This window comes from Methylomonas sp. (assembly GCF_023228165.1).
GTDB lineage: Bacteria > Pseudomonadota > Gammaproteobacteria > Methylococcales > Methylomonadaceae > Methylomonas.
Window position 1 is genome coordinate 66581 of sequence record NZ_JALOBS010000001.1, and the last position, 13619, is coordinate 80199.

Here is a 13619-nt window from a genome sequence, read left to right on the forward strand (position 1 = left end):
TGGCTGTGTCAGTTTCAGAATACGTCGCCGTTTTGGCACTGGCCGTAACCGCCGCCGCCCGGCGTTTCGATCACGATAGTGTCGCCGGCTTCCACCTGAATTTCGGCGCAGCCGGCCAGTTGTTCGCAGCGGCCGTCTTGGCGAATCAGCCGATTCGCGCCTAATCCGCCGGCGGCTGCGCCTTTTAAACCGAAGGGCGGCAGTAATCGATGGCTGGACAGGATGCCGGCCCGCATGGCTTCGCGAAACTCGATGCGTCTGATAACCCCGTCGCCGCCTTTATACTGCCCTGCGCCGCCACTGCCGGTACGTATCGAAAATTCCCGCAACAGCACCGGAAAACGGGCTTCCAGTATTTCCGGGTCGGTGATGCGCGAATTGGTCATGTGGGTGTGGATGGCATCGGCACCGTTAAAACCAAGGCCGGCCCCTGCCCCGCCGCAAATGGTCTCGTAATATTGGAAGCGCGCATTGCCGAAGGTAAAGTTGTTCATGCTGCCCTGCGAAGCGGCCAGCACGCCCAAGGCCCCGTACAAGGCGTCGACGATGTATTGCGAGGTCTCCACGTTGCCGGCCACCACTGCCGCCGGATAATCCGGATTGAGCAGGCATCCGGGCGGAATGACGATCTCCAACGGCTTTAAACAGCCGGCATTCAATGGAATATCGTCGTCCAGCAAGCTTCTAAACACATACAACACCGCCGCCCGGCACACTGCCGCCGGGGCGTTAAAATTGCCGGGCATTTGCGGCGAGGTACCGCTGAAATCGATGCGGGCGCAGCACTGCTCGCGGTCTATGCTGACCGCCACCACGATGTTCGCGCCCTGATCCATCGGGTATTCGAAGCGCCCTGCTTCCAGCCGGATCAATAATGCCCGTACGCAAGCTTCGGCATGATCCTGCACATGTTGCATATAGGCCTTTACCACCGGCAAGGAATACGTCGCGACCATGGCCGATAACTCCTGCAGGCCTTTTTGGTTGGCGGCGATTTGTGCTTGCAGATCAGCCAGATTCTGCCCCGGATTGCGGGCCGGATTCGGGTTGCTGGTCAGCCATTGTCTGACCGCCTGTTCCTGGAATTGGCCTTGTTCCAATATCCGCAAGCCGGCGCTGATCACCCCTTCGTCGTCGATATGCCGGCTGTTGGCCGGCATGGAGCCCGGCGAAATGCCGCCGATGTCGGCATGGTGACCGCGTGAAGCCACAAAAAATAGCAATTGCCCGCCGTCAGCGTCAAACACCGGCGTCACCACGGTAATGTCGGGTAAATGGGTGCCGCCGGCGTAAGGCGAATTCGACAAATAAGCCTCGCCGGTCTGAAAATCGCGGCCTTTCAGCGCTAGCAAGGCCTTGACGCTTTCGCCCATGGAGCCTAAATGCACCGGAATATGCGGGGCGTTGGCGATCAGCTGCCCGCCCGCATCGAATACCGCGCAGGAAAAATCCAGCCGCTCCTTGATATTTACCGAGTGCGCGGTGTTTTGCAGCACAAAACCCATTTGTTCGGCTACCGACATAAAGCGCCTGTTAAAGATTTCCAGCAACACCGGATCGCGTTGGCTACCGACGGTTTGCCAGCCGGGTAAGCCAATACGGCGCGTCAACAGCAACTCGCCGCCAATTTGCAATTGTGCCTGCCAGCCGGGTTCGATGACGATGGTCGAAGTGGCTTCAAGCACAATGGCCGGGCCCGCCAACGGCGCTTGCGTGGATAAATTTTCCCGGCGATACACCGGCGATTGGTGCCAGGCATTTTGACTAAAGATGCCTGTGATGCTTTCGGCTTGCAGGCTTGGCTGCTCGCTGGCGATGGCGGACACATCCGCAACCGGTGTTTCCCGTCCGATGCACTCGACTTCCAAGGCCGCTAATAACAACGGTCGGCGGGCAAAGCAAAAGCCGAATTGCCGGCGATACCGGGCTTCGAACTGGCTGCGTATCAGCTCCGGTTCGGCAAAATCCAGCGTTAGCGCGGTGTCGGTACCCTGGTAGCGCAAATCCAGCCGCCACCGGCTGCCGATCTGTTCATCCGCCAAGCCTTGTTCGCGTAAGGCCGCCCGGCCTTGCCGCTCCAATACCGACCACTGCTGTTTCAGCGCGACAAAATCGCTTTCCTCCCAGGACTGTTCAAGCGCCTGCTGTTTGACCACCCGAAAATCCGCCAACCCCATGCCGTAAGCGGACAGCACTCCCGCCAGCGGATGCAGCAATATGGTATTCATGCCCAATCTATCCGCCAATAAACACGCGTGCTGGCCACCGGCGGCGCCGTAACAACACAAGGCGTATTCGGCCAAGTGATAGCCTTTTTGCACCGAGATTTTCTTGATCGCTTCGGCCATGTTTTCGATAGCTATGCTCAAAAAACCTTCCGCGACTTGCTCCGCGCTGCGGCCATCGCCGCTGACGCCGTTAATCCGCGCGGCCAGATCGCCGAACAGTTGCCGCACCCGTTCCGCGTCGGGCGGTAAATGGCCGTCCGCACCGAATACGGCCGGGAAATGCGGCAACTTGCCAAGCAGCAAATTGGCATCGGTCACCGTCAACGGGCCACCGCGCCGATAACAGGCCGGCCCCGGATTAGCGCCCGCCGATTCGGGGCCGACCCGGTAGCGAAAACCGTCGAAACACAGAATCGAGCCGCCGCCGGCGGCGACGGTATGTATGGCCATCATCGGCGTGCGGATACGCACCCCGGCCACTTCGGTATCCAGCGTGCGCTCCAGTTCGCCGGCATAATGGGCCACATCGGTGGAGGTGCCGCCCATGTCGAAGGCGATGATTTTTTGCAACCCGGCCCGTTTGGCCACTGCCACCGCGCCTATCATGCCACCGGCCGGGCCGGACAATATGCTGTCCTTGCCTTGAAAATCGGCGGCCCGCACCAGCCCGCCGTTGGATTGCATGAACAGCAAACGACTGGCCGGACAGATCGTCGCCAACCCCTGCTGCAATTGGCGGATATAACGTCGCAATAAAGGCGATAGATAAGCGTCCAGCACCGTGGTATCGCCCCTGCCGACGATTTTCGGCAGCGGGCTGGCCTGATGGGACAGGGAAATTTGCCGGAAACCGATCTCCCTGGCCACGTCGGCCACGACCAGTTCGTGCTGTGGATAACGCCAGGCGTGCATCAGCACGATTGCAATTGCACGTATGCCTTGCCGGTAAACGGCCTGCAACTGCTGTCGCACATATTCCGCATCCAGCGCTTGTAATACCTCACCCTGCGCGCTGACCCGCACATCGATTTCAAGCACGCGTTGATACAGCGGCTGCGGGCGCTGGATATTCAGCGCAAAAATATCCGGCCGGTTCTGATAGCCGATCCGTAAACAATCCTTGAAACCGCGATTGATCAGCAGCGCCACCGCCTCGCCCTTACCTTCCAACAAAGCATTGGTACCGACCGTGGTGCCCATCTTGACACTGTCTATACAGGCGGATAAGCCTTCGGGCCCGGTCTGCAGAATCTCCCGTATACCTTGTAGGGCCGCGTCTTGATAGTGTTCGGGATTTTCCGACAGCAACTTACGGGTGACGATGCGGCCTTCCGGCGTATAAGCCACAATATCGGTAAACGTACCGCCTCTATCGATCCAGAATTGCCAGCCTGACATGAAAAAAATTTGTATGAAATGGGGTAGGTGAACCGTTAAACACCCCTCGAAAGAGATGTTGGCGTAATGCGCTGCAGATTATATGTCAATGTGCGGGGACCTAGCGATCACCCGCGGCAAATTCAAGCAATAACGGCGGAAGCTGTGACATATGTTCAAATACTCTGCTGTTTCCCTTACGGCAAACCGGCGTATCGCCCGCTTGATAGTGAAATGCGGCCATTCCGGCAGCAAGCGCGGCCTGGACACCCACTTCGCTGTCTTCCACTACCGCGCATTGCGCGGGCCGGAAACCCATGCTTCGGGCCGCAAACCGGAATAGGCCGGGTTCCGGCTTCCAGCTGCCGACCTCATACGAACTGAAGATACAACCGTTAAAGTAGGCATCCAAACCGCTGACTTGCAAGGCCAGTTGAATTTTGGCCGTCGGCCCGCTGGATGCCACGCATTTCGCGCCCTGAAGTATTTCCAGCATCTCCGGCACGCCCGGCATGGGTTGTAAGTGTTTAGAAAACAGCTCCGCGACCCGCTGGCGGTAATCCCGTTCAAAACCGCCCGGCAGTTTAAACCCAAGGCGTTGCTCAAGATCGGCCAGTATTGTTGCCAATTTATGGCCGCGATAACGTTGAACCAACGTGACCAGCCTGTCATCCAGTTGCGGCAACAGATCGAGAAAGGCTTGATTACATAAACTCTCGCTATCGACCAGCGTACCGTCCAAATCAAAAATGATACAAATATCCCGCATGTCTCTGATTGTCCGATCGCCTTACAAGGGTCAATCTTCTGCGGCTAGTTGCTTGCTGATCACCGTCGGCAGTTGTTTGGGCGCCTTAATGCGTAGTTGTTTATTGATATTAAAGCGACCGAACACCACTTCGATATCGTTAACCGCCACTCGAAACTGTTTGGCCAGAAAACGCACCATGTGATCGGTGGCTTTGCCGTTTTCCGGCGCGGCGGTGACGCTGATCTTGAGTTGATTACCTTTAGGCTTGCCTATCACATCCTGCTTTGCACTCGGCGTACCGAGAATATTCAGTACCAAGATGTCGCCATCCCAGGCGCAAAATGCATCAATCGGCATGCCCTTGCCTGATTCCTTAACCTTTGATTTTTTCGCCTTTGCCATGCGGATGAATATTCAATTACGGAAATGTTGGTTTTTTTATTTCGATGCCAAGTTTGTAGCCGGGTGAGCATGAAGCTTTGGCCACCCGGCTACCGACAAATAAGCACCTGGTTGATTTGAATCACGGGCTCTATATCAGTGTAGTTCGGCATATCGCTTTGCAGTTCGCCGGCATGCGGCAAAAATGCAGCCATAAAGTCTTCAACCGACTCAAACAGAAAATGGCACATGGCTATAAAAGCGGCTTCGCTTCCCGGCTCGGCACCACCGACGCCTTGTTCCACCGAAACCCCTTTAAAGCCCTGATGAGCGGCCAAGCATTCGATAGACCTCGGCATATGCGTGTCGACATAATAAGCAAAATCGAACCTGCCGCCCGGCTTATTCGGGTAAAGAATACTGATTCTGATCATGGATACCTCAAGTAAAAAGCCGTTTTTTCGGTGGTGTGGCATTTTAACCTGCTCAGCTATATATGCCGGTGACGGTCAGATAGTGTCAGTCGCACAGTTTCGCAATTGAAGCTCGCGGCGAAACGGATTGAAACAAGCTGTCGAGCAGCGTTTTGATTGAGAATAATGCCGCTTCAACAACACCCCAAGCACATACAATCAGCGATTCCTGCTAGTCTTTACCAACCGTCAACACCGCCGGCCATCAAATTATGATCAACACCGCCCAACTCAAATGCCTGTCCGTCTTTTCGATTTTTGCACTGATCGGTTTCGGCCCGATTTCTCCAGGCTGTCTGATCGGCATGTACCTGGTATGGAGGCGACCGGAATGGTTTAGCGTGCTGGTCGGCCGCCTCTATAACCATCCCAAAAACGCCGACTTTATCACCTCGGCGCAAACGCGGAAAACCCGAATCAAAAGCTTTATCGGCTTATTGACGCTGTTCGTTATCGACATTATACCCGTGCCGATCACACCGGCACTCGCCTTCATCATCATATTGAGCAGGCCGATGTGGTTTTACATGACAGTTAGGCGGATTTATGGCCTGAGTGCATAAGCTTTATCGCTATGGTGGTGTCGCAATAGCGAAACAATATTCATGCAAGCTTTTCAATCCGCGTGGGCAAAAAAACGTGCCCACCCTATCCGGCTGCTGCATGAATCGTAGGCAAAATTGCCGCGATAGCGGTTATATGGCAATTAACACAAAAATGTCAGGTAACGCTATCGCGCAACCTGACCTACCGGACTAAGCCGCGTTCAGACGTTCCCACGCAGCGCGTGGGAACGAGGAAAAGAAGAACTGTAGGGCGCATAAGCGATAGCGTCATGCGCCAATTTTTTAAATGTCAACCGGCGGAAGGCGCACACTTTTCCGCCCTACCATCACCCACATTTCGACTCGCCACAATTCAAACAAGTCATGCACCCATCCATCAACACCATCGCCTTGGTGGAACACTTGTTGCACAACACCGCCTGCTCCGGAAATGCCGAACTGTCCGATTCGCCGTGCTGGGCTTCGAATTCGGCGCGTTTTTCGGCCAAAAACTGTTGGTGATGGTCGCTGAGTTTCTCCGGTTTAATCATGCCGATGTGTTTCATGTGGGTTTCGATGGCGGAGCCGATTTCCGCTACCAGCGACGGCATGAACACCCCGCCTTTTTTGAAGTAGCCGCCGCGCGGGTCGAATACCGCTTTCATTTCTTCCACCAGGAAGGTGGCGTCGCCACCTTTACGGAACACCGCCGAGATAACTCGGGTCAGGGCCAACACCCACTGAAAATGCTCCATGTTTTTGGAGTTGATGAAGATTTCGTAGGGCCGGCGCTCTTCGTGGGCGGTGCCCAGGTTTAACACCATGTCGTTGATGGTGATGTACAAGGCGTGTTCGGATTGCGGGGTTTTGATTTTATAGGTAGAACCCAGCAGCACTTCCGGCCGCTCGACGTTTTCGTGCATTTCCTCCAACGAGGGTTTTTCCGCTACCGCGGGCGCCGTTTCGGTGTTGTCGTTGGTCAGCACTTTGTAGCCGACGATTTTTTTGCTGATTTTGTGTAGGGTCATGGGTATTCCGTAATCTGTAAGTTGGGCTAGCGAAGCGTATCCCAACATTGATGGCCTTCGTGTTGGGTTACGCCTATCGGCTAACCCAACCTACATTTTTTTTATCAAAACTTGCCGTAATAGCCTTCTTTCAGGGCGTCGAACAAGTTGGCGGCGCTGTGGACTTCGCCGTCGTATTCCACGTCTTCGTTACCTTTCAGTTCCACCACATGGCCGTCTTCCAGGGTGAACTGATAGGTGGTGTTTTCCAGGTCGGATTCTTTCACCAACACACCTTGGAATACTTCCGGATTAAAGCGGAAGGTGGTGCAGCCTTTCAGGCCTTGGTCGTAGGCGTATTCGTAGATGGACTTGAAGTCTTCATAGGGATAATCGGTCGGCACGTTGGCGGTTTTGGAGATCGATGAATCGATCCAGCGTTGCGCGGCGGCCTGAATATCGACGTGCTGCTTGGGAGTAACATCGTCGGCGGCTATAAAGTAATCGGGCAAGTGTTGGCTGGGGTCTTCGCTGTACGGCATGGCTTGCGGATTAACCAACTCGCGGTAGGCCAGCAGCTCGAAGGAAAACACATCGATTTTTTCCTTGGATTTTTTGCCTTCGCGGATCACGTTGCGCGAATAGTGGTGGGCAAAGCTGGGTTCGATGCCGTTACTGGCATTGTTGGCCAAGGACAAGGAAATCGTACCGGTGGGGGCGATGGAACTGTGGTGGGTAAACCGGCAGCCCACTTCGGCCAGCTCCTCCACCAATTCCGGCAGTTCCTGGGCGATTTTTTGCATATAGCGGCTGTATTTGGCGTGCAGCACCTTGCCTGGCAGCTGATCACCCAGTTTGTAGCCGTCGGCTTTCATTTCCGGGCGTTTGTACAGCATTTCGCCGCTGACGGTAAACAATTGCTCCATGATGGGCGCGGGGCCTTTTTCCTTGGCCAGTTCCAGGCCGGCTTTCCAGCCTTCCAGCGCCAGTTCCTTGGTGACTTGCTCGGTAAATTGCAGCGATTCGTCGTTGCCGTATTTCAAACCCAACATGGTGATGGTGGAGCCCAAACCCAGGTAACCCATGCCGTGGCGACGTTTGCCGGTGATTTCCTGGCGCTGTTTCTCCAGCGGCAAGCCGTTGATTTCCACCACGTTGTCCAGCATGCGGGTAAAGATACGGATGGTTTTACGGTAGTTTTCCCAATCGAAACGGGCGTCCTTGCCGAACGGTTTTTCCACGAAGCGAGTCAGATTGATCGAACCCAGCAGGCAGCTGCCGTAGGGCGGCAAGGGTTGTTCACCGCAAGGATTGGTGGCGCGGATGTGTTCGCAAAACCAGTTATTATTCATCTCGTTAACTTTGTCGATCAGGATGAAACCGGGTTCGGCGTAATCGTAAGTGGAAGACATGATGATGTCCCACAAGCGGCGGGCCGGCATCGTTTTGCTGATTCGGCAAGCCACCAGGCCGGCTTCGTTGACCACATAGCCTTTTTTGTTAGGCAAATCGCGCCACACCACTTTGCTAGTGTCGGTCAGATCGATTTGATCGGTGCTGCATTCGCGTTCGGTAATTGGAAACGACAGCGGCCAGGGGCTGTCGTTTTTCACCGCTTCGACGAATTCGCTGGTGATCAGTAAAGACAGGTTGAACTGGCGCAAGCGACCGTTTTCGCGTTTGGCGCGGATAAAATCCACCACGTCCGGATGTGCCACGTCGAAAGTGGCCATTTGCGCGCCACGCCGACCACCCGCCGAAGACACGGTAAAACACATCTTGTCGTAAATATCCATGAACGACAGCGGGCCGGAAGTATAGGCACCAGCACCGGACACATAGGCATCCTTGGGGCGCAGGGTGGAAAATTCGTAACCGATACCGCAACCGGCTTTTAGGGTCAGACCGGCTTCATGCACTTTGGCCAGGATGTCGTCCATGGAATCTTCGATGATACCGGACACCGTGCAATTGATGGTGGACGTGGCGGGCTTATGATCCAACGCGCCGGCATTGGAGGTAATCCGGCCGGCCGGAATCACACCCTTGCGCAGCGCCCACAAAAATTCCTTGTAATGCTTTTCCTGCAAGGCCTTGGTTTTTTCGACTTCGGACAAGGCCTTGGCCACCCGTTTATAGGTATCGTCTATCGTGGCGTCGATAGCGGTACCGTCCTTGGTCTTTAAGCGATATTTGCTATCCCAGATGTCCAGCGAAGCGCTTTGTAGTGGAATTTCGGCATTGATTGGCGTCACAACTTGAAGTTTTGCTGTCATGTATGGGTTCCCTTTGTCTGATGTGTTTTACGGTTCAATTGCAGCAACTGTTTACAAGAACGGCCTAACATCTTGATGTGCAATTGGTTTAAAGCGAAAGACACCACAACAGCCTAAAATACTGCATATAGTGCCTGTGTAAAAATATTAGCACAATATATTGTGTTGTCGAGGGGATTTTTTACTACTCGGGGCTTGACTCGGGCTAAGCTTTTATAGTTCAAAGGCTTAGCGCCGAGTATTAATATTTTGCTAACAAAAAAACTAACTCGAGACTTCGGTGGGCCGCCAATCAGGCTAGTCGCCTTTCATCAAGCTCAACAAATCGTCCGCCGACATTTTGCCGCTGATGTCGGCGCCATCCAGCAAGCTGTCGGCCAAATCGCGTTTATGGCTGTGCAAGGCGACGATTTTTTCCTCAATGGTATTTTTGGCGATCATGCGGTATATAGTCACCGGCCGCTGTTGGCCCATGCGGTGGGCACGGTCGGAAGCCTGATCCTCCACGGCCGGATTCCACCAGGGGTCCATGTGTATCACGTAGTCGGCCGCGGTCAGATTCAAACCGACGCCGCCGGCTTTCAGACTGATCAAAAACAACTCGCCCTCGCCGCGCTGAAAGGCCTCCACCTGCTTTTGACGTTCCTTGACCGGCGTGCTGCCGTCCAGGTATTGATATGCGATGCCGCGCTGTTCGATATAGTCTTTGATCAGTTGCAGATGATCGACGAACTGACTGAACACCAAGGCTTTGTGTTTGTTTTCCAGCAATTCGTCGACGATTTCACCAAATGCCGCCAGTTTGCTGCTGGGCAGTTCAAGTGCGGCATTCACCAAACGGGTATTGCAGCAGCTGCGGCGCAATTTGGTAATGGCGGCCAGGATTTGCAGATGCTTATGCCCGGCCGGACTGTCGGCATTGCTCAGCATGGCCACGCTGTCGCGGCGCAAGGCTTCGTAAAACACGTTTTCTTCCGGGCTAAGCTCGATATAGATCGGAATTTCGGTACGCGGCGGCAGTTCCTGCAATACCTGGGTTTTGGTGCGACGCAGGATAAAAGGCTGGATCAGTTTTTTCAGCTGCTGTTTGGCCTGCGTGTTGCGGTCCCGTTCGATCGGGCCGGCAAAACGCTGATTGAATTGTTCCATGGAACCCAGCAATCCGGGATTGATGAAACGAAACAGATTCCATAGTTCGCCCAAATGATTTTCCAGCGGCGTACCGGTCATAATGATTTTAAACTCGGCGCTCAGATTCATCGCCCCTTGCGAACGGCGGGTGGCGATATTCTTGATCCATTGGGCTTCGTCGAGTATCGCGGTCTGGAAATGGATGTTTGCCAGCATCTCGGCGACTTGTTCCTGCTGCAGCAAACCGTAGCTGCAGATCAGCAGATCGAACGGCTGCAGATTATCCAGCAAGCGCTGGCGGTCGCCGCTACCTAACACCATGGGATTCAAAGTGGGCGCAAAACGGCGGGCCTCGTTTTCCCAATTGGCGCACACCGAAGTCGGCGCCACGATCAGGCAGGGGCCGGCCGGTGCCCGCTCGACCAGCAAAGCCAGGCCCTGCACGGTTTTCCCCAAACCCATATCGTCGGCCAGACAAGCGCCGACCCCCCATTGCGCCAGTCTAGCCAGCCAGCGATAACCGTCGATTTGGTAATCGCGCAATTCGGCCTGAAAGGTGGATGGCAGTTGCGGCCGGTAATCGCGGGCCTGTTGCAGGCGTTGGATATGCTTTTGCCAGTGTTTGTCGGCCTTAAAACCGGCTTCGTCCTGCCAATCTTCCAGTGTCAAAGCCGCCAACGGATTCAAGCGCACATTTTTTCCGCTAATCTCCGCGTAGGCTTTTAAATCTTCCAGACGGCGACGAAATTCGTCCGTCAACGCAATAAACTGGCCGTCTTTCAACTGCAGAAACCGGCCTTGGCGATTATCCAGCAAACCCAGTAACTGCTGCATATCCAGAACCGTATCGTCATTGACTTTTAATTCGCCCTGCAAGGCAAACCAGTTATTGTCGCGCTTGACTTGTACGCTAAAGCCACTGCCGCCGCTTTGTCCCAGCACCTTGAAACGCACGCCCTCGGGCCATTCCAGCAAGGCCTGCGTCTCAGGCAAGGCCTGGGCCTGCAACAAAAATTCCAGGCAAGCTTCCGGGTGTTCCAGCAACCAGTCGCCGGCCGAGTCGCGCTCGGCATCCTGCAAAACCGGACAGGCGTTAATCACGGCGGCGGCCAGGCTTTGTTCCCATTTTAAATCGCGCTGGGTCTGTAGGCGTTTGCCGTCGATTTCCGCCAATACGCTTTCGCCGCCCTGCCCGGGTTGAAAATAGGCGCCGCCGTTGGCGAACGGCCGCACCAACACGGCCGCCCGCAGGCCTTCGCCGTGCGGCAGCAAATGAATGCGCGGCGTGGCGTCGGCATCGACTTGCTCGGCTGTGCTTGAGCTGCCGCCTATATCGGAATGCACGGTCAATAGTCCGGATATGCTGGTCAAGGTCCGCAGCACTTTTTCTTGCGCGGAGGCCGGCACTTCCAGCCCTTTGGGGCCGAGTACGCCGTAGACTTTGTGATGATCTACACCAAATTCAACTACCCGCAAACGGGTCGGGGTTTCTTTACTGATATGAAATTTTTGTTCGTGAAGGGGGGCCGGCTCCAAACTGATTTTGATCTTGTCGGTTTTAGGCAACTTTTTAACCCGTAATTCGGCTTCGCCTTTCACCACGTCGACCCGCACTTCGTGCGCATCGGCCCAAAACAGTAAAGGATGGCCGATGAGCGCTTGCGGGGTGCTGTTATCGAATTCAAAAGAAATTCCGCTGCCGTACCAGCCGGTATCGCGGTATTCCTTGATATGGGCGCAGATTTTGTGATCCTGCTCCGACAGATAATCGAAATTTTGCCGTTCATGCGCCAGGCGCTTTAAAGCAACCGCCCTGCCCTTGCTCCAGCCGCCCTTGGCTTGCTGCTTTTGTTCGCGGGGTTCGATATCGATATGCTTGTCGTGTTCGTCATAACTCAACAGCCAAACCAGACGGGTGGGTTTTTCCGCTTGAGTTGCAGCTTCGCTTTTCTTGTCGCCGACCGGTAAATTCAGCAAAGCGTCCAGCGCCACTTCCCAATCGGCGCGGCTGACAAACAAATCGGCCAACGCAGCACGTCCCTCTGTAAAAAAGCCTGTGTCCCACTGCGGCGATTTGGCCTGCTCTAAACTACTGAAAATTTTCGCCAGCTCAGCCGCCGGCCAGACATAACCGTTAGCAATCAGATGACTATAGAGTTGTTGATCGACCGCCTCGACCTTATTGGTGAAATCGGCCTTAACCCAGAACTTGATCAACTGCAGTAGCATGGGCTGTAGAATTGGCATGTGCACCACTGTTTCCGGGGTTCCGCTTTCCCGAAAGCCACTACTAACCCGATACGTAGCAGGAATGTACAACAGTTGGTCGCGAACCTGTAAATCGCCTTGCAAGTACTGCTGAAACATCAACAGGTATTGATAAACGCCGCTCCAGTAGCCACCCGATTTAATGGCCTGGTTCAGCAGTGTAGTCACTTTATTACGCAGCTTGCCGTCGTTACTTTTTAAGATGGCCAGTGGATAAAATATCCCGGCCAAACCGTAAAAATAAACACTGCGCTGGCCGCTGAGTTTTCTAAGTTGCGACAAGGCTGATTCATATCGTTTTACTGCACTGGTATAGTCGCCGTGTAGAAATTCCAGCATCGCGGCAATCGCCAATAATTCCGGATCATCGGCACCAGTCAGTAACCCGGTAACCTGTTCCCATTCGCCGCGCAATAAATTCAACTCCAGATACAAACGGATAAAAGCGGGATCGGCTCGCCCTTCGTCGCTATGCAGTTGCTGCTGAAAAAACCCCTCCAGCCGCGGATGTTGGTACAAGTAAATCAACTGGTGCAAACAAGCGTATCCGGCCATTTCCTGCAATACCTGGCTACGGTGCGTTTGAAACCAGGCCATATCCAACGGACTTAAAAACCACGATAAAAACAAATCAATATGGCTAGGCAAATTCCCCGGATAACGGCGGCCGATATTCAGGCATTCTTGCATCTTTTGGTAATCGCCCCGGTGAAAATGGATCCGCGCTTCGCGGATGCAATCCTCGGCGGTGTTGTAACGGTAATAGCCCTGGCTGGGCGAGCTGAGCGCGAATACCTGCGCCGCATATTTTTCAAACTCGTTATCGGCGACTAATTGCCGGGTTAGGCTTTCTACCAGGTTACGGGCGCAACGGGTACCGCCGGGACGGACGTTTTCCTCCAACAATCCTTCGGCTATCAATGGCCGCAAGCGGGCCTTGACGGTCTCCGCCTTGAGTACCCTATTGCCTTCCTTGATGCCCAGACCGGCCAGACACTTGGCGATATTGGTCAATGAGCAATAGCCGTAATATACCGCCAGCAAGTTGACCAGCATCTGCAGGTCCCCCGGCAGCGCGCGATAGGCATCTAAAAGCTTGGCTTGGTTGGATGCGTGCATGTACCTAAAAAGAGTGACGTAATCAAATCAATAAAAAAGCCCGCAACCGCGGGCTTTTTGGCG

8 protein-coding genes are annotated in these 13619 nt (G+C 54.5%); 1 reads left to right on the forward strand and 7 read right to left on the reverse strand.

Annotation, left to right across the window (positions count from 1 at the left end; all coding sequences use genetic code 11):
• Window positions 1-14: 14 nt before the first annotated feature.
• The 4 genes from M0R33_RS00325 to M0R33_RS00340 form a co-directional block, all read right to left on the reverse strand.
• Complete coding sequence (locus M0R33_RS00325) at window positions 15-3626, reverse strand: hydantoinase B/oxoprolinase family protein (RefSeq protein ID WP_292563345.1); 3612 nt, start codon at window positions 3624-3626, stop codon at window positions 15-17.
• 100 nt (window positions 3627-3726) lie between these two features.
• Window positions 3727-4374 (reverse strand): HAD-IA family hydrolase, encoded by a 648-nt coding sequence (locus tag M0R33_RS00330; protein WP_292563348.1) that lies wholly within the window; start codon window positions 4372-4374, stop codon window positions 3727-3729.
• Between the two features lie 30 nt (window positions 4375-4404).
• Window positions 4405-4758 (reverse strand): DUF167 family protein, encoded by a 354-nt coding sequence (locus tag M0R33_RS00335; RefSeq protein WP_292563351.1) that lies wholly within the window; start codon window positions 4756-4758, stop codon window positions 4405-4407.
• 89 nt (window positions 4759-4847) lie between these two features.
• Window positions 4848-5213 (reverse strand): EthD family reductase, encoded by a 366-nt coding sequence (locus M0R33_RS00340; RefSeq protein WP_292563354.1) that lies wholly within the window; start codon window positions 5211-5213, stop codon window positions 4848-4850.
• 209 nt (window positions 5214-5422) lie between these two features.
• On the opposite strand from M0R33_RS00340, the gene M0R33_RS00345 reads away from it, so the two are divergent.
• A complete protein-coding gene (locus tag M0R33_RS00345; RefSeq protein WP_292563357.1) occupies window positions 5423-5773 on the forward strand; it encodes a hypothetical protein in 351 nt (116 codons plus the stop codon).
• A gap of 329 nt (window positions 5774-6102) precedes the next feature.
• Here the strand turns inward: M0R33_RS00345 and M0R33_RS00350 are convergent, their stop codons facing one another.
• From M0R33_RS00350 to M0R33_RS00360, 3 genes are all read right to left on the reverse strand, one after another.
• The gene (locus M0R33_RS00350; RefSeq protein ID WP_292563360.1) at window positions 6103-6783 is read right to left on the reverse strand and encodes an NrdJb; all 681 of its coding nucleotides are present in this window, start codon (window positions 6781-6783) and stop codon (window positions 6103-6105) included.
• 104 nt (window positions 6784-6887) lie between these two features.
• Entirely contained in the window at window positions 6888-9038 is a 2151-nt protein-coding gene (locus M0R33_RS00355; RefSeq protein ID WP_292563362.1) for an adenosylcobalamin-dependent ribonucleoside-diphosphate reductase, read from the reverse strand.
• A gap of 297 nt (window positions 9039-9335) precedes the next feature.
• Window positions 9336-13556 carry a DEAD/DEAH box helicase gene (locus tag M0R33_RS00360; RefSeq protein ID WP_292563365.1) on the reverse strand — a complete coding sequence of 1407 codons (4221 nt, stop codon included), beginning with the start codon at window positions 13554-13556 and terminating at the stop codon, window positions 9336-9338.
• Between the last annotated feature and the right edge of the window lie 63 nt (window positions 13557-13619).

Coding starts and splice junctions, on each gene's coding strand:
- M0R33_RS00325 (WP_292563345.1), bottom strand. CDS start 3,626: ATGTCAGGCTGGCAATTCTGGATCGATAGAGGCGGTACGTTTACCGAT.
- M0R33_RS00330 (WP_292563348.1), bottom strand. CDS start 4,374: ATGCGGGATATTTGTATCATTTTTGATTTGGACGGTACGCTGGTCGAT.
- M0R33_RS00335 (WP_292563351.1), bottom strand. CDS start 4,758: ATGGCAAAGGCGAAAAAATCAAAGGTTAAGGAATCAGGCAAGGGCATG.
- M0R33_RS00340 (WP_292563354.1), bottom strand. CDS start 5,213: ATGCCACACCACCGAAAAAACGGCTTTTTACTTGAGGTATCCATGATC.
- M0R33_RS00345 (WP_292563357.1), top strand. CDS start 5,423: ATGATCAACACCGCCCAACTCAAATGCCTGTCCGTCTTTTCGATTTTT.
- M0R33_RS00350 (WP_292563360.1), bottom strand. CDS start 6,783: ATGACCCTACACAAAATCAGCAAAAAAATCGTCGGCTACAAAGTGCTG.
- M0R33_RS00355 (WP_292563362.1), bottom strand. CDS start 9,038: ATGACAGCAAAACTTCAAGTTGTGACGCCAATCAATGCCGAAATTCCA.
- M0R33_RS00360 (WP_292563365.1), bottom strand. CDS start 13,556: ATGCACGCATCCAACCAAGCCAAGCTTTTAGATGCCTATCGCGCGCTG.